Origin of the sequence: Sphingomonas sp. PL20 (genome assembly GCF_017875905.1) — a bacterium.
In the GTDB taxonomy this organism is placed as follows: Bacteria; Pseudomonadota; Alphaproteobacteria; order Sphingomonadales; family Sphingomonadaceae; genus Sphingomonas; species Sphingomonas echinoides.
Map to the genome: position 1 here is coordinate 2,400,598 of NZ_JAGINH010000002.1, position 18,085 is coordinate 2,418,682.

Annotated in this window: 21 protein-coding genes; 8 read left to right on the forward strand and 13 right to left on the reverse strand. The window is 66.4% G+C overall.

Annotated elements, in window-relative coordinates; translation table 11 throughout:
* Position 1: 1 nt before the first annotated feature.
* From H4W01_RS11160 to H4W01_RS11170, 3 genes are read right to left on the reverse strand one after another with little or no spacing between them, the layout of a single operon-like run.
* Positions 2-949 (reverse strand): tyrosine-type recombinase/integrase, encoded by a 948-nt coding sequence (locus tag H4W01_RS11160; RefSeq protein ID WP_209611033.1) that lies wholly within the window; start codon positions 947-949, stop codon positions 2-4.
* Positions 946-2,787 carry a hypothetical protein gene (locus H4W01_RS11165; protein WP_209611034.1) on the reverse strand — a complete coding sequence of 614 codons (1,842 nt, stop codon included), beginning with the start codon at positions 2,785-2,787 and terminating at the stop codon, positions 946-948. Before H4W01_RS11165 ends, H4W01_RS11160 begins: the two co-directional genes overlap by 4 nt.
* Positions 2,788-2,791: 4 nt before the next feature.
* Positions 2,792-2,929 carry a hypothetical protein gene (locus H4W01_RS11170; protein ID WP_169313315.1) on the reverse strand — a complete coding sequence of 46 codons (138 nt, stop codon included), beginning with the start codon at positions 2,927-2,929 and terminating at the stop codon, positions 2,792-2,794.
* An 87-nt stretch (positions 2,930-3,016) separates the two neighbouring features.
* Between H4W01_RS11170 and H4W01_RS11175 the strand changes: the two genes are divergently transcribed.
* Genes H4W01_RS11175 through H4W01_RS11185 form a run of 3 tightly spaced genes read left to right on the forward strand, consistent with a single transcriptional unit; the run spans position 3,017 to position 4,821 of the window.
* Positions 3,017-3,571, forward strand: coding sequence for a shikimate kinase (locus H4W01_RS11175; RefSeq protein ID WP_050810895.1), 555 nt, complete (start codon positions 3,017-3,019; stop codon positions 3,569-3,571).
* Positions 3,568-4,668 carry a 3-dehydroquinate synthase gene (gene aroB, locus H4W01_RS11180; RefSeq protein ID WP_209611035.1) on the forward strand — a complete coding sequence of 367 codons (1,101 nt, stop codon included), beginning with the start codon at positions 3,568-3,570 and terminating at the stop codon, positions 4,666-4,668. The genes H4W01_RS11175 and aroB overlap by 4 nt, the downstream gene beginning before the upstream one ends.
* Positions 4,669-4,821 (forward strand): DUF2256 domain-containing protein, encoded by a 153-nt coding sequence (locus H4W01_RS11185; RefSeq protein ID WP_209611036.1) that lies wholly within the window; start codon positions 4,669-4,671, stop codon positions 4,819-4,821.
* On the opposite strand, the gene H4W01_RS11190 is transcribed toward H4W01_RS11185, so the two are convergent.
* The 7 genes from H4W01_RS11190 to radA form a co-directional block, all read right to left on the reverse strand.
* Positions 4,808-6,058, reverse strand: a complete 1,251-nt coding sequence (locus tag H4W01_RS11190) for an MFS transporter (protein ID WP_209611037.1) — start codon at positions 6,056-6,058, stop codon at positions 4,808-4,810. The genes H4W01_RS11185 and H4W01_RS11190 overlap by 14 nt on opposite strands.
* 401 nt (positions 6,059-6,459) lie before the next feature.
* On the reverse strand, positions 6,460-6,957 hold the full coding sequence (locus tag H4W01_RS11195) for a protein tyrosine phosphatase family protein (RefSeq protein WP_334685241.1): 498 nt from the start codon (positions 6,955-6,957) through the stop codon (positions 6,460-6,462).
* A 17-nt stretch (positions 6,958-6,974) separates the two neighbouring features.
* Complete coding sequence (locus H4W01_RS11200) at positions 6,975-7,307, reverse strand: DUF423 domain-containing protein (RefSeq protein ID WP_209611038.1); 333 nt, start codon at positions 7,305-7,307, stop codon at positions 6,975-6,977.
* Positions 7,304-9,061, reverse strand: coding sequence for a cation:proton antiporter domain-containing protein (locus H4W01_RS11205; RefSeq protein WP_209611039.1), 1,758 nt, complete (start codon positions 9,059-9,061; stop codon positions 7,304-7,306). Before H4W01_RS11205 ends, H4W01_RS11200 begins: the two co-directional genes overlap by 4 nt.
* Positions 9,058-9,492: an iron-sulfur cluster assembly scaffold protein gene (locus tag H4W01_RS11210; protein WP_209613337.1), complete on the reverse strand. Its 435-nt coding sequence runs from the start codon at positions 9,490-9,492 to the stop codon at positions 9,058-9,060. The genes H4W01_RS11205 and H4W01_RS11210 overlap by 4 nt, the downstream gene beginning before the upstream one ends.
* Positions 9,493-9,582: 90 nt before the next feature.
* Entirely contained in the window at positions 9,583-10,140 is a 558-nt protein-coding gene (locus H4W01_RS11215; protein ID WP_209611040.1) for a CvpA family protein, read from the reverse strand.
* 255 nt (positions 10,141-10,395) lie between these two features.
* On the reverse strand, positions 10,396-11,766 hold the full coding sequence (gene radA, locus H4W01_RS11220) for a DNA repair protein RadA (protein ID WP_209611041.1): 1,371 nt from the start codon (positions 11,764-11,766) through the stop codon (positions 10,396-10,398).
* Between the two features lie 173 nt (positions 11,767-11,939).
* Here radA and H4W01_RS11225 point away from each other — a divergent pair, with 173 nt between their 5' ends.
* A complete protein-coding gene (locus H4W01_RS11225) occupies positions 11,940-12,488 on the forward strand; it encodes a hypothetical protein (RefSeq protein WP_209611042.1) in 549 nt (182 codons plus the stop codon).
* On the opposite strand, the gene H4W01_RS11230 is transcribed toward H4W01_RS11225, so the two are convergent.
* Positions 12,489-13,193 carry a glutathione S-transferase N-terminal domain-containing protein gene (locus tag H4W01_RS11230; RefSeq protein WP_209611043.1) on the reverse strand — a complete coding sequence of 235 codons (705 nt, stop codon included), beginning with the start codon at positions 13,191-13,193 and terminating at the stop codon, positions 12,489-12,491.
* A 66-nt stretch (positions 13,194-13,259) separates the two neighbouring features.
* Here H4W01_RS11230 and H4W01_RS11235 point away from each other — a divergent pair, with 66 nt between their 5' ends.
* Positions 13,260-14,408 (forward strand): glycosyltransferase family 4 protein, encoded by a 1,149-nt coding sequence (locus H4W01_RS11235; RefSeq protein ID WP_209611044.1) that lies wholly within the window; start codon positions 13,260-13,262, stop codon positions 14,406-14,408.
* A 9-nt stretch (positions 14,409-14,417) separates the two neighbouring features.
* Here H4W01_RS11235 and H4W01_RS11240 read toward each other — a convergent pair whose 3' ends face one another.
* Positions 14,418-14,732 (reverse strand): DUF2218 domain-containing protein, encoded by a 315-nt coding sequence (locus tag H4W01_RS11240; RefSeq protein WP_209611045.1) that lies wholly within the window; start codon positions 14,730-14,732, stop codon positions 14,418-14,420.
* 86 nt (positions 14,733-14,818) lie between these two features.
* Positions 14,819-15,385 (reverse strand): PadR family transcriptional regulator, encoded by a 567-nt coding sequence (locus H4W01_RS11245; RefSeq protein WP_209613338.1) that lies wholly within the window; start codon positions 15,383-15,385, stop codon positions 14,819-14,821.
* A 179-nt stretch (positions 15,386-15,564) separates the two neighbouring features.
* Here H4W01_RS11245 and H4W01_RS11250 point away from each other — a divergent pair, with 179 nt between their 5' ends.
* From H4W01_RS11250 to H4W01_RS11260, 3 genes are read left to right on the forward strand one after another with little or no spacing between them, the layout of a single operon-like run.
* Positions 15,565-16,875: a replication-associated recombination protein A gene (locus tag H4W01_RS11250; RefSeq protein ID WP_209611046.1), complete on the forward strand. Its 1,311-nt coding sequence runs from the start codon at positions 15,565-15,567 to the stop codon at positions 16,873-16,875.
* Positions 16,872-17,216 carry an MmcQ/YjbR family DNA-binding protein gene (locus tag H4W01_RS11255; protein ID WP_209611047.1) on the forward strand — a complete coding sequence of 115 codons (345 nt, stop codon included), beginning with the start codon at positions 16,872-16,874 and terminating at the stop codon, positions 17,214-17,216. Before H4W01_RS11250 ends, H4W01_RS11255 begins: the two co-directional genes overlap by 4 nt.
* On the forward strand, positions 17,213-18,073 hold the full coding sequence (locus tag H4W01_RS11260) for a hypothetical protein (RefSeq protein ID WP_209611048.1): 861 nt from the start codon (positions 17,213-17,215) through the stop codon (positions 18,071-18,073). Before H4W01_RS11255 ends, H4W01_RS11260 begins: the two co-directional genes overlap by 4 nt.
* Positions 18,074-18,085: the final 12 nt, after the last annotated feature.

The following is an 18,085-nucleotide window of genomic DNA, read 5'->3' on the forward strand; positions in this document are numbered from 1 at the left end:
GTTAAGCCCCGCGCTTCCTTGCGTCAACGCGTGCCGTGGCTTCGGCGAGCGGATGACGTGCATTGACCAGCTCCACCAAGCGGCTGGCATCGACATGCGTATAGATTTCCGTGGTCGCAATATCGGAGTGGCCAAGCATCGCCTGCAGCGCGCGCAGATCGGCACCGCCCGCCAGCAGATGCGTGGCAAAGGCATGACGCAGCACGTGCGGGCTGACGCGATCGGGCGGAATCCCCGCTTCGGCCGCCAGCGCCTTCAGGATCTGGTAAAGGCGGATGCGGCTCAAATGCCCCTTGCCGGAAGGAAACAGCCACGCAGAGTCCTCGGGCACATGCAACCGCCAGACCGCAACCGCCGCGCGCGCGCGATCGGACAGCGGCACGAGCCGCTCCTTGTCGCCCTTGCCGCGCAGAATGAGATAGGGCCGGTCGGGCGCAATCGCGCGGCGCGGCAGCGACACCAATTCGGTCGCGCGCAGGCCCGATCCGTACAGCAGCTCGACCAAGGCGGCCATGCGCAGATCGTTAGGGTCAGCGGGCACGCGCGCGATGCGCTCGGCAATCGTCGCGAACAGCCGGTCGATATCGCTGTGGTCGAGCACCTTGGGCAACCCCCGCGCTGCGCCGGGGCGTGGCAAGGCAGCGCCGGGATCGTCGCCGCGCAATCCTTCATCCGCCAGAAACGCGAAGAACCGCCGCAGCGCCGCCGATTTACGCGCCACGCTCGCCTTGGACAGGCCGAGCCATTCCGCGCCTAGCCGGGCAAGGTCGCCAGGCGAGGCGCTGCTCAACCGTCCGCCGAGCACCGCCGATGCCAGCGCCAGATCGCTGCGATAGGCGGCGATGGTGTTCTTCGCCGCCCCGGCCTCCGCCGCCAGCATCTCCAGAAAGCGCTCGATCAGCGCGCGATCTTCACGCGGCGGCTCAGGTGCACTGGGGCGCTCGGTCAAAGCCGCGAGATCGCCTCGACGGCGATCATCCGCGCCTCGCCCGACATGCCGACCGCGTGCAGCGCCGCCGTGATGCGATACACCGCCTCGGGCGAAACGCCGTGCCACTGCCGCGTCTGCATGCCGATCGCGGCGAGCAGCACGACCGTGCCGGGCTCATGCTCGCGCGCTGCCTTGGCGATCGACCGAGTCCAGCTATTCTCCTGCGCGAACCGCAGCCCCAGCGCCTGCGCGCCGCGTTCGACTTCGGCACCCGACATCCGCCCCAGCCCCGCAATGGCGGCGAAGAACATGCGGCGTTTCAGGCCCTCAGCGTCGTTCGTGCCCGAATAGGCGCTGACATCGCCATAGCTCAGCGATGGCATTGCCGGATCAATCAGCGTCAGCATCGCCCAGGCATCGCTGCCCCGCGCCACCTTGTCGCGCCAGCGCAGCGCCGGAATATCCAGCCCCGCGCTCAGCATCGCGGCGACCAGCCGATCGCTATCGGGCTGTTCCAGAGTCGTCGGAATGCGCGCGGCGGCCCCGGCGGTCAGCACCAGCCGGGCGTAGCGGCCTTCGGCGCTCTTGGGTTCATCCCACAACCGCACCAGCGCATCCGCACGCGCCTTGGCATCTGGCCCCTCATAGGCCGCGCGCAAATCCCGCGCGATCCCGACCTGCGCCCCGCTCTGGTCGTCCCCGGCATCGATCGCGCTGTAGAGATCGACCAGCGCGGCGCTCGACAAAATCCCGCGCGCGGCGGCCAGTTCGGCAACGGCAGCGCGCACCCGCAGGTCGAGCGTCGGCGACAGCGCCCGCCAGCCCTGCACCGCAGGCGATGCCGTCGCCAGCAGCGAGTCGGGGATTTCCACCCCGGTCGCGGTGGCCATGCCGTACCGCCACGCGGTCAAATGATCGACGCTGTCCCACTCAATCGTCACCGCTTGCCGTCCGCTTTGCCCGGCACCCGCGACCTTTTGCGCCAGCAAAAAGTCGACGCCGCCAGCAATGCCGGACTTGCGCGCTTGCGTCAGCAGCGGTTGCGCGCGTGCGGGCGTTCCCGACAAGCCTGCGCAGATCGCCCGCGCCATGATCCAGCCGCGTTCCTGGCCCAGCTCGGCTCCGGCCTGGGCCGCCGGGCACAACGCTGCCGCGTCCCCCGTCGCCAGCGCCGCCTGCATCGCCGCCTCGAACATCTTCGGCGTATAATCCTCGGTGTCGACGGCTTGCGCCATGGCGCGTGCGGCGACCGATTCGCCCATGCGCGTCAGCAACCATGATCGTTCCGCCGCGAAATCGGCACCGTTCACGCCGCGCGGGGTATCGACCCGCGCCATCAGCGCACGGCGCAGCGCGATCGACACCCAGCGCGAGGCGACCGGAGTGTTCAGCCGCTGCATCAACACTTCAAGAAAGCGCCCGTCGGCCTGGCCAAAGGCGTTCGGGCCCATCGCTCCCTCCGCAGGGCCCGCAACCCCGACCCGCGCCAGCGATCGGCGCGCGAACGACGGCATGTCGGCGCGCACAAAGGCGGCAAAGTCGGTCGGAGCCGGGGGCGTGGCACCGGGGCTCGGCGCAGCTATCGGCGTCGCATCGGGCGCGGGCAGCAAGGCCGGTGCCGTCGCTGGAACCGACGCGGCAGGCGGCGGCACGGCTTGGCTCGGCTGCGCGGGGGCCTGCGGAACGGGCTTGGGCCGCACCGCCGCTGGCGACGGGGTCGGCGTCGGATCGCCAAAGCCGGGCGGCAGGATCGATTCGGGGCGTTGCTGCCCCACCGCCGGAATCGCCAGCACCACCGCCAGTGCGGTGCCGAAGCGCAGGCCGATGGTCAGCTTGCGCGCGGCCGCGCCGGACACACCGCTACTTCTGGAGGTTCGCAAGCGGGACGGCCTTTTCGACATGCTTCAGCGGCTTTTCGCGCGCGATCGACGAGAGTCCGAACAGGACACCCACCACGACGACCACGATGACGAGGAGGATTACGAGCGAGCGGGACATGGGCCAGGACCTGTAACAGAACAATTTGGGCTGCGCCCGCAAGGCCTTTTGCCCGAGACGCCCGTGCGCTGTATAGCCCTCGCTTCGATGTTGCAAAGCCCAGCCCCCACCCCACCCCAATCGCCGAAATGGACCGGCCAGCCCATCGTGCTGGTTGGCCTCATGGGCGCTGGCAAATCCACCGTTGGCCGCCGCCTGGCGATTCGGCTTGGCCTGCCCTTTGTCGATGCCGATACCGAGATCGAAACGGCAGCGGGGATGTCGATCCCCGATATTTTCGATCGCTTCGGCGAAGCCTATTTTCGCGACGGCGAACGCCGCGTGATCGCGCGGCTGATGGAAGGCCAAAAGCGCGTGATCGCCACCGGCGGCGGCGCGTTCGTCGACCCGCAGACGCGTGCGGCGATCCTGGATCGCGGTTATGCCATTTGGCTCGATGCCAAGCCGTCGGTGCTGGTCGAGCGCGTTTCGCGTCGCGATACGCGGCCCTTGCTGCGCGGGCGCGATCCGCTGGCCGTGCTCGAAGAACTGGCGCGCGTCCGCAACCCGTTCTACGCGACCGCGCATCTCCGCGTCTCCAGCCACCGCGCGCCGCACGACGCGACCGTCAACGCCATTCTGAAGGCCCTCAACCAACCATGACGACCATTCCCGTTTCGCTGGGCGCGCGCAGTTACGATGTGGTGATCGAGGCTGGGCTGCTCGCCCGCGCCGCCGACTGGCTCGCGCCGCTGTCGCGCGGGCGGCGGATGGCGATCGTCACCGACGAGAACGTCCTGCCGCACCTGGCAACCGTGCAGGCCGCGCTGACCGCAGCGGGTGTCGCCAGCGAGGCGATCGTGCTGCCACCGGGCGAATCGACAAAGAGCTGGGCTATGCTGGAGCATTTGACCGATCGTTTGCTCGAACTCGGCGTCGAGCGCGGCGACCATGTCGTGGCGCTGGGCGGCGGTGTGATCGGCGATCTTGTCGGCTTCGCGTGCAGCATCCTGAAGCGTGGTTGCGGCTTCGTGCAGATCCCGACGACGTTGCTCGCGCAAGTCGATTCGTCGGTCGGTGGCAAGACCGCGATCAATTCCAAGGCCGGCAAGAATCTGATTGGGGCGTTTCACCAGCCCGCGCTGGTGCTGATCGACCCCAATGTGCTCGACACACTGCCCGAGCGCCATGTTCGCGCGGGCTATGCCGAGGTCGTGAAATACGGGCTGATCGATGACCCCGATTTCTTCGCCTGGTGCGAGGAGAATGCCGCCGCACTGATCGCGGGTGATGCTGACGCCCGGCTCTATGCGATTGCGCATTCGGTTGCTGCCAAGGCGCGGATCGTGGCCGAGGACGAACGCGAGACGACCGGTGCGCGGGCGTTGCTCAACCTTGGCCATACTTTCGGCCATGCGCTGGAGGCGGAAGCGGGCTTTTCCGACCGGCTGCTGCACGGCGAAGGCGTCGCGGCCGGAATGGCGCTGGCCTATGGCTATTCGGCCGCGCGTGGGCTTGCGCCCCAGGCCGATGCCAATCGCGTTGCCGCGCACCTCCGCGCGATCGGCCTGCCCGATGGCACGGCGGCGGCGGGCATCACCGCCAATGGCGAAACGCTGGTCGCGCACATGCTGCACGACAAGAAGATGGATGCGGGGACTCTGCCCTTTCTGCTGGCGCGCGGGATTGGCGGCACCTTCCTCGATAAATCGGTCGATCTGGCGGACGTGCGCGCGTTTCTGGATCAAGCGGCCGCCTGAATGCCAAACGGCGTCGCCAAGACCAACTTGCCCGAAAAGACCTGCCCGGTCTGTCAGCGGCCGTTTGCATGGCGCAAGAAATGGGCGCGCGACTGGGACAGCGTCGTTTATTGCTCCGAACGCTGCAAGCGCGCGCGAATCAGCGTCGTTTGAGTAAGGCCAGGCCGCCGAGGCTCAGCACCCCCGCCGCGACCAGATAGGCCCCGACCAGGCCCAGCCCACCGCGCGCGGCCAGCGCTTGCGCCGCGATCGGGGCCAGCGCGCCGCCGAGGATTCCGCCAAGATTGAAGGTGATCGAGACGCCGGTATAGCGCACCCCGGCGTCGAACAGTGACGGCAGCCAGCCGCCGAGCGGGCCGTAAGCAAAGCCCATCGCGAACAGCGACAGCGCCAGCCATGCGAACACCACCCACAAGGACGCAGACCCCAGCATCGTCCCCATCAGCACGCCCGATGCCACGCAGCCGACGAACCCCCAGCGCAGCATGGCCGTCGCGCCGAACCGGTCGGCCAGCGTGCAGGACACCATGACGCCTGCGGCCAGGAACAGGATCGCGCCGATCTCCCGCCCCAGAAACGCCTGCCGCCCATGGCCGAGCGTGGTTGTGCCGTAACTGAGCGCAAACGCCGTCGTTAGATAGAAGAGCGCAAAACACGCGACCACGCCGACCGTGCCCGCCACCGTCGCGCGCAAATGCAGGCGGAACAGTTCGGCAATCGGGACTTTGGGCAAGGCATCATGTGCAGCGGCTTCGCGGAAGGCGGGCGTCTCGGTCAGCTTCAGCCGCACCCACAAGCCAAGCAGCACCAGCACCGCGCTCGCCAAGAACGGCACGCGCCAGCCCCAATCGCGAAACTGCTGGTCGGTGAGCGTCGCTCCCAGCAGCAGGAAGAAGCCGTTGGCGGCGATAAACCCGACCGGCGCGCCGAGTGGCGGAAACATGCCCCAGCGATTTTCCTGCCCCCTGGGCGCATTCTCGACCGCAAGCAGCGACGCCCCGCCCCATTCGCCGCCCAGCCCGAGCCCCTGCCCGAAGCGCAACAGACACAGCAGCGCCGGGGCGACCCAGCCGATCTGCGCATAGGTCGGCAGAAAGGCGATCGCGACGGTCGACCCGCCCATCAGCATCAGCGAGGCGACCAGCGTCGACTTGCGCCCGAGCCGGTCACCGAAATGCCCGAACACTGCCGCCCCCAGCGGTCGGGCGAAAAAGGCGAGACCGAAGCTGGCATAAGAAGCGAGCAGCCGAACCGCCGGATCCTGCGCTGGGAAGAAAAGCGGACCGAACACCAAGGCGGCGGCGGTCGCGTAAATATAGAAATCGTAGAATTCGACCGAGGTGCCGATCAGGCTGGCAAGGAGGATGCGGCGGGTCGAGGCGCTGGTCATCCGCCGTCCCTATCGTGCTTGTCGTTTCGTGTCGAAGGGGCGGATGAAGAGCGCACCGTCACCCCGGCCTCGTGCCGGGGTCCACCCACGATACGAGAGGATCGATCGCAAAAAACGCCGCACAGCGGATGCCGGGACAAGCCTGTCCCGAGCTACGTCGAGGGGCCCGGCATGACGGGGGGAGAGGTGACGCGCTCCGCCAAAGCGTCCGTCACACCGCTGGACGCGACACGCGCTTGCCCTTGGTCCGGCTGGTCAAATGAAACGCACCGCAGCGATCGCAACGGTAGGGGCGCAGTACGAGACCGCTGGCCTGTGCCTGGGATAGCGCCGCCTGTTCACTCCCGAATCGCATTTTTCTGGCGCAGATACTCAGCTTAGTGCGCATCTGTACCCAAAAACTATCGTTTTAACACAGGCTGATAATCGCGCCCAGCATAACGATACGGTGCCTCGACCAGCGCCCGCTCGCCGATGAAGTCAGCCCACACCCCGCCCGGTCGCCACACCGTGTCGAGCAACGCGCGGGCCGCGCTGGCGTCGCCGCCCACGCGGTCGCGCTGATAGCGGTACAGGAACGCCGTCACGCGCGCGTTGACGATGCAATGGACGTGGACGGGCGTGTCGGGCAGGTCGTCGAGCACAGCGCAGAACCGATCGAAATCGGCCTCTGTCGGGTGATCGAAATCGACCGGAATGTGGATGTAGTGCATGCCGAGGTCACTGACCGTCGTCGCCTCGTCGGGCAGTGCGCGTGGATGGCTGTGCAGTCCGAGATTGATGATGTGGGTGACGCCGATCGCTTCGATTTCCGCCAGTTGGGCGGCGCTCGGTTGCCCCGAGGTGGTGATGCGCGCGTCGAAGCGGCGCCAATTGAGGATCGTATCCGGGTCCGTCATGATGCCCCCCTCGTTGCTTATCCCCGCGCCGCCACCCAAGCCAGCCAGAGCCACCCGGCGATCAGCAACGCGCCGCCGATCGGCGTTATCGCGCCGAGCCAGCGCGGGGCACCCAGCGCCATCAGATAGAGCGTGGCGGCGAACAGCGCGCCGCCGCTGAGGAACAGCCAGGCCGATCCGCGCGCGTCCATGCGCAGCGCGAGCAGGGCCACCACTGCGTGGATTAATTGATAATGTGCGCCGGTTTTGAGCCACTCTGCGCTTTGTCCACTGGCCCCGTGCGCCCCAAACGCCCCCGCGCCCACGGCGATTGCGCCCGAAAGCGCCGCGAACAGCCCGATCCAGTTCATCCCGCTTGCTCCTCGCTCAGCCCGGCGCGCTGATCCTGCGTGATCATGATACCGCGCGCCGCGCGAATGTCGCCCGTCTCGGACTGCACGCGCAGCCGCTCCTTGTCGTTGCGGCGATAGGTTTCCTCGGTACGGTCGATCTCGGCCTGATCGACCCCGATGCTTTCCAGCGCCATGCGGCCCATCTTCACCGCCGATTCGAGCACTTCGCGCACCACCCCATCGACCGGGGAGCCCTTCAGCTTGATCACCGCGCGGCGATCGAAGGCGCGCACATAGATCGACGCGTTGGGAAAGGCGTTGTGAACGCCGGTCACGAGATCGGGCGAAAGCTGGTCACCATCCATGCAGAACAGGATCAACTCCGCCTCGCCCGCGCCCGCCTGACGCAGCAAGTCGAGCCGCGTGCCGTCACCATAATAGACCTTGGCCCCGAAATCGCTGGCGACATCGATCATCTCGATATCGGTGTCGATCAGCGTCACCGGTACGCCCTGCGCGATCAGCATTTGCGCCACCGTCTGGCCGAAGCGGCCATAGCCGACGATCAGCGCATTGGCACCATCGGCCTTAGGACCATCGCGCTCGCCCGCGACGATCGGCTCTTCGCGGATGCGCTGGGTGATCATCATCAGGAACGGCGTCGTCGCCATCGACAGCGTGACGATCGCGCCGAACAGGCTCGCCGCCTCGGGTGCGATCAGGAAGGCGCGCTGGGCTTGCGCGAACAGCACGAAACCGAACTCGCCGCCCTGGCTGAGCAACAGGCCGAGCGCGAGTGCTGCACGCCACTTCATCTTGAACGCCATGCCGATGCCGAAGATGATCACTGCCTTGGTCGCGATCAGCGCCAGCGCCATGCCGATCACGAAGAAGGGCCGCTCGGCAATGGCGTGCAGATCGAGCATCATGCCGACCGCGAGGAAGAACAGGCCGAGCAGGATCGAGCGGAACGGCTCGACATCGGCCTCCAACTCATGGCGGTACGGGCTGTCCGCGAGCATCACGCCCGCGACGAACGCGCCGAGCGCGGTCGACAGGCCCAGTGCTTCCATGATCGCGGCCGCGCCGATGACCGTGAACAAGGCGGCGAACACGAACATTTCGCGCTCGCCCAGATTGCCGATGATGCGGAACAGCGGGCGCAGCAGGAAGCGCCCGGCCAGCACCAGCCCGGCCACCGCCAGCACCGTCGACAGGAACAATTGCCAGCCCGGCGGTCCATGCGCATCCGCAGGATTGCGCGACAACACCGTCACCAGCGTGATCAAGGGCACGATCGACAGATCCTGGAACAACAGGATCGAAAAGGCGCGTTCGCCAAAGGGCGTGCGCAGGCGGCCCGCCGATTGCAGCATCGGCAGCACCTGCGCGGTCGAGGACAGCGCCAGCGGAAGGCCGAGCACCAGCGCCGCCGACCAGGAGAAATGCACCGCTGCGACAAGGCCGGTGACCGCCAGCCCGCACAACACCACCTGCAGCAGCCCGAGTCCAAAGATTTCCTTCTTGAGCGCCCACAGCCGCGACGGATTGAGCTCAAGACCGACGATGAACAGCAGCAACGTAATGCCGAGTTCGGCGACGCCGATCTTGGATTCGGCATTGCCGACCAGATGCAGCATTTGCGGCCCGACGACCGCGCCCGCGACAAGATAACCGAGCGTCGCACCCAGGCCGAAACGGCGGAAGATCAGGACGAAAACGAGCGCAAAGCCGCCGAGGATGACGCCATCAAGCAGCAGCGACTGGCTCATGCCGGGGCCTTTGCGGCGGCAGCGGCGCTCGCTTCGGCAGCCGCTTCAAAAGCGAGCCGGATCGAGGCGTGGCGTGCGCTGTGCGGCAGCGCGGGCGTGAACAGTTCAAAGCCGGGCCAATCGGGCAAAGCCCCCTGCCCCGCCAGCCACGCGGCCAACGCATCGCGCGCCGCCGCAATCTCCGCGGCGGACTTGCCGATGACCGCCGCGCCCATCAGCGACGACGAGGCTTGACCGAGCGCACAGGCGCGCACCAGCAGGCCGAGGTCGGACACGCGCCCCTCGGCGTCGACATTGATATCGACCGTCACGCGGCTGCCGCAGATCGGCGAGCGTTTTTCCGAGGTGGCCATCGGATCGGGCAAGCGGTGATGATGCGGAATGGTGGCGGCGAGCCGCAGGATTTCGGTATTGTAGAGCGGCGCGTTCATGCAGCGGATGTAGGGCATGCCGGGGGATTCGTCACCCCGCCGAAGGTATGTTCTCCTCGTGCCCGTTCGACGTCGGGCGGAAAAAAGCGCTTACTCGGCCGTATGATCCGGCTCGGCGACGTTCGCGCCATGCCCGAACACCGGCTCGCCCTTGCGACGGCGATCGACGAAATCGGCGATGCTGGCGCTGGTGCTGTTGAGCAAGGGATAGACCTTGGCCGAGGTCAGCCATTCCGGGCGATGCGCCGGGCCGCCGCTGACGGTATCGGTCATCAGCACCACCAGCAGGAAAGCGAGGCTGGCGAGGATCAGGCCCTTCAGCGCGCCAAAGCCGAAGCCAAGCGCGCGATCGACCGGCCCCAGCACCGAATCGCGCGTGCGCGCGCCGATCGCCCGCGCGACCATGCGCCCGCCATAATAGGTGCCCCCGGCCAGAATCGCGAAGGCCAGCACCGCCGCCCCGGTGGTGGTGCCGACCATGCCGGTCAACGCATGCGTAAGCGGGACATGGAACAGCTTGATCGCAAACACGATTCCGACCCAGGCAAACAGCGACAGCACTTCGGTGACGAAGCCCCGCGTGATGCCAAGCGTGGCGGCCCCGCCAACGGCGAGCAGAACCAGGATATCGAGAGCGGTAAGATGCATGGCGCGCGTCTTACAGGCGTGGGACGGTGGAAGTCGAGTGGGTGCGGGGATGCGGTGGGGTTTGTGGGGGGTTGGAGAGTGCTTTCCCGTAACCCGTTCGTTTCGAGCGTAGTCGAGAAACAGCCGCAAGCGCTGTGCCAGGTTTCTCAACTACTCTCGAAACGAACGGACAGGGCGTTACGGACAGGGAGACGATGGGACCAAGAGTCATCACGCTCCACGAGTGGAAGGTTTGTGGGAGGGTGCAACGCCCCCTCACCGCCCCAGCATATGCTCCACGAAGCTCGCCAGCGTGCCAAAGCCGCTCAGCTTCAACCCACTCTTGTCGTCGGTCACCGCCGCAGGCAGCAGCGCCCTTTCGAACCCAAGCTTGCCCGCCTCCTTCAAGCGCAACGGGCCGTGGGCCACCGGGCGGATTTCGCCGGACAAGGCCAGTTCGCCGAACACCACCGCATCGGCGGGCACCGGGCGTTCCGACAGCGCGGAGATGAGCGCCGCCGCGACTGCAAGATCGGCGGCCGGGTCCTGCACGCGGTATCCGCCTGCAATGTTGAGATAGACTTCGCTCGAGGAGAAACTGAGCCCGCAGCGTGCCTCCAGCACCGCCAGCACCATGGCAAGGCGCCCGCTGTCCCAACCGACCACCGCGCGCCTCGGCGTCGCGCCGCTCGCCAAGCGCACGACCAGCGCCTGGATTTCGACCAGCACGGGTCGTGTGCCCTCCAGCGCGGGGAACACCGTGGTTCCGGTCATGCCTTCCTCGCGCTGCGTCAGGAACAAGGCACTGGGGTTGGAGACTTCGGCCAAGCCTTCCGCCACCATTGCGAACACGCCGATCTCGTCGGTGCCGCCAAAGCGGTTCTTGATCGCGCGCAGGATGCGATATTGGTGGCTGCGCTCGCCTTCAAAGCTCAGCACGGTATCGACCATATGTTCGAGCACGCGCGGGCCTGCGATGCTGCCATCCTTGGTGACATGGCCGACCAGTACCACGGCGGTGCCGCGTTCCTTGGCGAAGCGGATCAATTCCTGCGCCGAGGCGCGCACCTGGCTGACGGTGCCCGGCGCGCCTTCGATCAAATCGCTGTGCATCGTCTGGATCGAATCGATCACCAGCAAGGCGGGGGGCGTTGCCTGGCCGAGCGTGGTGAGAATGTCGCGCGTCGAGGACGCCGCCGCCAGCATCACCGGCGCATGGCCGAGGCCCAGCCGCCGCGCGCGCAAGCGCACCTGATCGGCGGCTTCCTCACCCGAGACATACGCCACCGGCAGCCCGGCCAGCGCCATCTTCGCCGCCGCCTGCAGCAGCAGCGTCGATTTGCCAATGCCGGGATCGCCGCCGATCAGCGTCGCCGATCCTTCGACGAAGCCGCCGCCGAGCGCGCGGTCGAGCTCGGCAATGCCGGTGGCGAGCCGGTCGGGCAGCGTGATCTCGGCATCGAGGCTGACGAGCTGAAAGGCGCGCCCGCCGCCCTGCAGATTATGCTTTGCCTGGAACGGGGTGACGGTCGTGGGCGCTTCCTCGACCAGCGTGTTCCATTCCCCGCAATCGGCGCATTGCCCCTGCCAGCGGTGCGACACCGATCCACAGGACTGACAGACATAGCGCTTCTGGGGTTTTGCCATGCGCTGCGATGTAGCAACAACGGAACGAGAGGGGAACAAATTTCAGTGGAGCCGTGACGTGTGCGCGCCCGACGCACGCACTTTTCACGCAATTGGGACGCCGCCTTGTTAGCGGGCGAGTCGCGCGGGCTGACCGTCGAGTACGACCCGCGCGGGGACCAGGGGGAAGCACCATGGATTCAGCAACGGCGATTACACGCGCACGCAGCGGGCTTGGCAAGAAGACCGAATATAAGAGCCCAGGGGTGATGCCGTCCTTTGCGGCCGCGACAATTCCTCCCAATGGCAAGCTCGATTGCAGTGGCTTTGTCTACTGGAGCATCCGCTTCCCATCGGTTCCACCGCAATCGCGCATCGTCAACCACCCTCTCTACAAGAAGATCAATGGCGGCTGGTTCGAGACCACCGCGATCCACGCCGATGGCCTATCCCCAACGGGGTATTTTCATGCCTTGGCCGAACCGGTGGTCGGCAGCTTTTTGGTCTATCCCGATTATACCGGCACCGATGGCCGGACGCATGATGGCCATATCGGCATCGTGACCGCGCTGGACATGGCACAGCATGGCACCGCGCGGGTGAAGGCAATCATTCACTGCTCGCTCGGCGGGTGGCACCAGCACGGGGACGCGGTCCAGGAGACCGCGCCCGCGCCGTGGCTTGCCCACAGCAACTCCATTGCCGTGTGGTATGAAGGCTTTTCGGACGCGCCGCCGGCCTGACTACCCCCGCGCCGGGATCGCCAGACCGCGCTGCACCGCTGGCCGTGCGAGGCCGCGTTCGAGCCATGCCTTTACGTGCGTGAACTGGTCGAAACCGACCAACTCGCCCGCGCCGTAAAAGCCGACCAGACCGTTCACCCAGCCAAGCATCGAGATATCGGCGATGGTGTAATCCTCGCCCAGGAACCAGCTCTTGCCCGCGAGCACGCCGTCCATCACGCCGAGGATGCGCTTGGCTTCGGCGACATAGCGGTCGCGTGGGCGCTTATCCTCAAAGTCCTTGCCAGCAAACTTCACGAAGAAGCCGACCTGGCCGAACATCGGGCCGACGCCGCCCATCTGGAACATCACCCATTGGATCGCCTGCCAGCGCGCGGCGGGATCGCTGGGCAGGAACTTGCCGGTCTTTTCGGCGAGATACAGCAGGATCGCGCCCGATTCGAACAAAGCGAGCGGCTTGCCGCCGGGCCCATCGGGATCGAGGATCGCGGGGATCTTGCCATTGGGGTTGAGCGATTCGAAGGCGGGGCTGTGCTGATCGTCCGTGGCGAAATCGACCAGATGCGGCTCGTACGCGAGCCCGGTCTCTTCCAGCATGATCGACACTTTCACGCCATTGGGCGTCGGCAGCGAATAGAGTTGCAGCCGGTCAGGATGGGCGGCGGGCCAGCGTTGTGTGATCGGAAAGGCGGAAAGGTCGGTCATCGGCGCAAAAACTCCTTTGACGCGAGAGATAGTCATCCGGCGATAGCTTCGCTATGGCCCGGCACGATGGAAGCGTCCGATCTCCGCGTAGCCCTGTTCAGCGGCAATTATAACTATACCCGTGATGGTGCCAACCAGACCCTCAACCTCTTGGTCGGCTATCTGCTTAGTCGCGGCGTGAAGGTGCGAATCTATGCACCGACAAGCCGCACCCCAGCATTCCCGCCGACCGGCGACCTGGTCAGCGCGCCATCGATCAAGATCCCGCTGCGCGGCGAATACAAGCTGACGCGCGGCATGGGCAATCGCGTGCGGCGCGATCTCGATGCGTTCGCCCCCAACATGATCCACGTTTCGGCTCCGGACCGCCTGGGGCACAAAGCGCTTAATTATGCCGAAAAGCATAACATCGCCCGGGTCGCTTCGTACCATACGCGGTTCGAGACCTATATGAGCTATTACGGCTTGGGGTTTCTGGTGCCGCCGATGATCGGCATTCAAAAGCGCTTCTACAGCCGCGTCGATGAAGTGCTCGCACCCAGCCAGGTGATGGGCGAGATTTTGCGCGAATGGGGGGTGCCCACCTCGGTGACGCGCTGGTCGCGCGGGGTGAACCACGATCGCTTCAACCCCGCGCAGCGCGACCTCGCCTGGCGGCGCGGCCTCGGCATCGGCGATGACGAGGTTGCGGTCGGCTTTCTGGGGCGCTTGGTCAAAGAAAAGGGGCTGGACGTCTTCGCCGCAGCGCTCCGCACGCTCAAGGCGCGCGGCGTCAAGCACAAGACGCTGGTGATTGGCGAAGGCCCGGCACGCGACTGGTTCGCGCAGGAAGTGCCCGATGCGGTGTTCGCGGGCTATCTGACCGGCGATGATCTGGGCAAGGCGGTCGCGTCGATGGACGTGTTTTTCAATCCCAGCGTGACCGAGACCTTCGGCAATGTGACGCTTGAGGCCATGGCTGCGGGCGTGCCCGTCGTCGCCGCGCGCGCCAGTGGTGCCGTCGGCCTGATCGCCGACGGCGTGACCGGGTTGATCGTGCCGCCGACCGACATCGAAGGCTATGCCGACGCCTTACAGCGCTTCTGCGAAGACCATGGCTTTCGCAGCACCGCCGGAGCCGCCGGTCATGCCGAAGCCGCGACCTATCAGTGGGAACGCATCAACCAGACGGTGCTCGACACCTATTTGAAGGTGCTCGCCCGCCGCGCCGCATGACGCGCGCGTTCAGCGCCACTCATAAGCGAGCGGTGCCTCGCGAAAGGCGAAGCGATCGACATGGCGCGCGACCGCGCCTTGCAACGCTTCGAGCTGTTCGACGGCGCTAGCGTCGATCCGAACCAATAGAGCATCGGGTTCGGCATCGAAGGTGACGGTGGCATCGCCCGGGAAATTGGCCCCGCGCGCATCCTTTGGGAACACGATCGTGCCGTGCTCCGGGGTGAAGACCACCGCCAGAGTGTGCTCCCAATGCTTGCAGGTCTGCTGAAGGTACTTGCTCGCATGCGCGGTCGGCACGCGTGCGGTTGTGCTCAGGGTCATATCACGTCTCCGAAGGGGAGGTTCAGCCCCTGCCGCAGCCGCGGCATTTGCGAGGCGACGGCGGAGGAGCTGAAGCCGGCTCATGCTTACAGCCGCTCGATCTTCTGCGCGGCTTCGTCGATCAGCGCGACGACTTCGTGCAGGGTTTCCTGCGCCACGTCTTCGCCGCGCAGCTTGTGGATCAACACCTCGCGCAAATTGCCCATCGCGCGGCGCACCGAGGCGCTGTCGGTCCGCGCGCGTTCAGCGCCGACCTCGGCAAGACGCGCAAACAGCGCCTCGACCTGTTCCGCATTCTCCGCGAGATGCGCGGTGCCGGTTTCGGTGACCGCGAACAGCTTCTTGGCCCCTTCGGCCTGCCGCGCCTCGATCAGGTCCATGTCGTCGAGCAACGTGAGCGTGGGATAGACGACCCCCGGGCTCGGCGCATAGGCACCGCCGGTCAACTCCTCGATCGAGCGGATCAGGTCATAGCCGTGGCGCGGCTCATCGGCGATCAGCTTGAGCAGCACCAGCCGCAATTCGCCGCCGTCGAACATACGCCGACCGCGCGGGCCACCACGCCCCTCACCGTCGCCCCGGCCGTGCCCGTGACCATGGCCACGCCCGAACCCGCCGCCAAAGCCGCCACCAAAGCGCCCGCCCATCGCCATGCCTTTACGGCCTGGATGACAGCCACGGTCTCCGCGACCGCCGCGTTCTACAAATACAAACATATCGTTCCTTTCTATAACACGATGGCACTAAGATATATCTTGATTGCATCAGTGCAAGGGGTCCGTGCATTTTTTTGGGGAAACCCTATCTTGGCGGCACCCGCCCGAGGAAAATGATGCCCGATCTGTTCGCGACCTTCGATCCGCCCGCCGCCGACCAGCCGAGCGCCACCGCGCCGCTCGCCGACCGGCTGCGCCCGACGACGCTCGCCGAGGTGGTGGGGCAGGATCACATCACCGGTCCCGAGGGCGCAATCGGGCGGATGGTCGCGGCGGGGCGGCTGTCGTCGATGATCTTGTGGGGGCCGCCCGGCACCGGCAAGACCACGATCGCGCGGCTGCTCGCCGATGCGGTGGGCTTGCGCTTCATGGCGATTTCAGCGGTGTTCTCGGGCGTCGCCGACCTCAAGAAAGCCTTTGCCGAGGCGCGCGACCATGCCCGCATGGGCAAGCGCACCTTGCTCTTCGTGGACGAAATCCACCGTTTCAACCGCGCGCAGCAGGACGGTTTCCTGCCCTATGTCGAGGACGGCACGGTCACGCTGGTCGGCGCGACCACCGAGAACCCGTCCTTCGAATTGAACGCCGCCGTGCTCAGCCGCGCGCAGGTGCTGATCCTGCACCGGCTCGACCACGCCGCGCTCGGCAAATTGCTCGACCGCGCCGAGCAGGTTGAGGAACGTCCGCTGCCGCTCACGCCAGCGGCGCGCGATGCGATGATCGCCAGCGCCGATGGCGACGGGCGCTTCCTGCTCAACCAGGCCGAGACGCTGTTCGCGGTCCACCTGCCCGAGCCGCTCGACCCCGCCGGACTCTCCGCGTTCCTGCAGCGTCGCGTCGCGGTGTACGACAAGGACCGCGAGGGGCATTACAACCTCATCTCCGCGCTGCACAAAGCGGTGCGCGGATCGGACCCGCAAGCCGCGCTTTATTATCTCGCGCGGATGCTCACCGCAGGCGAGGAACCGCTGTATCTGCTGCGCCGCATGGTGCGCATGGCGGTGGAGGATATCGGCCTTGCCGATTCCAATGCGCTGACGCAGTGCCTCGCCGCCAAAGATGCCTATGATTTCCTCGGCAGCCCCGAGGGCGAACTGGCGATCGCGCAGGCGTGCCTGTATCTCGCCACCGCGCCCAAATCGAACGCGGCGTACAAGGCGCAAAAGGCCGCCTGGAAATCCGCGCGCGAGACGGGATCGCTGATGCCGCCCGAGAATATCCTCAACGCGCCGACCAAGCTGATGAAGGACATCGGCTATGGCAAGGGCTATGCCTATGATCATGACACGGCGGAGGGCTTTTCGGGCGCGAATTACTGGCCGGCCGAAATGGCACCGCAGACCTTCTATGTGCCGACCGAGCGCGGGATGGAAAAGCGCATCGCCGAACGCATGGCGTGGTGGGCCAGCCTGAAGGGGGACGAATGAAGGACTGGGAGTCACTCGCCGCCTTTGCGCTGACGCTGCCCGACACCGTGGCCGGGACGCATTATGGCGGCGCGGCGATCAAGGTCGCCTCGAACGGGCGGGCGTTCGTCTCGATAGGCCGCGAGGCCGATTCGTTCGTGCTCTCGATCGACTCGGATACCAAGGAAGTCCTGCTCGAAACCGACCCTGCCACCTTCTGGCAGACGCCGCATTATGAAGGCTGGCCCGCGGTGCTGGTCCGCTATGACACTAGCGATCCGGATCGGGTGCAGGACATGGTCACCCGTGCCCGCGACCAGGCGGCCGCGCGCAAGGCCAGCAAGCCCCGCAAGAAAGCGTGAGCCCGACGCATTTCACGCGCTTCGCCGCGATCGACTGGTCGGGGGCCAAAGGCGCGCGCCACCCCGGCATCGCGCTGGCGCTGTGTGAAACCGGCACCGCCGCCCCTACCCTCGTCTCCCCGCCGCGTGGGATCTGGTCGCGCGCCGACATCCTGCACTGGTTGCACGATCAGGCGGAGACACCCTTGCTGGTCGGCTTCGACTTCAGTTTCGCACCACCTTATGTGCTGCGCGGGGTGTATCTGCCGGGCGAGGACACGCCGACCACGGCCCGCGCCTTCTGGTCCTATGTCGACGCGCACGCGCCCGACGCCGATCTCGGGGCAGCCTCCTTCCTCGAAGCGCGGCGCGGCACGCATTTCTATCTCGGCGCGCGCGACGGGACCAAGGCCGATTTCCTCCACTTCCGCCGCTGCGAAGCGCACCACAATGCCGCCGGCTTCGGCAAGCCCTCGACCGTTTACGATGCAATCGGCGCGGCGCAGGTCGCCAAAGCGAGCTTTGCGGGCATGCGGCTGCTCCACCATCTGGGGACCGACGTGCCGGTGTGGCCGTTCGATCCGGCACCGCAGACGGGCGCGTGCGTGGTCGAAATCTACACCACCATCGCCGCCCGCGCGGCTGGGGTACGCAAGGGCCTTAGCAAATTGCGCGACCCGGCCGCGCTCGACACCGCGCTGGCCACCCTTGGCAGCGCGGCGCACACCCCCCTCACCCGCTATACCGATCACGCCACCGACGCGATCTTGACTGCGGCCTGGCTGCGCACCAACGCTCTACGCCAAGAATTTTGGCATCCACAAGCGCTGACACCGCAAATCGCACGCACGGAGGGCTGGACCTTCGGCATATCCTGACGCATTTAGCGT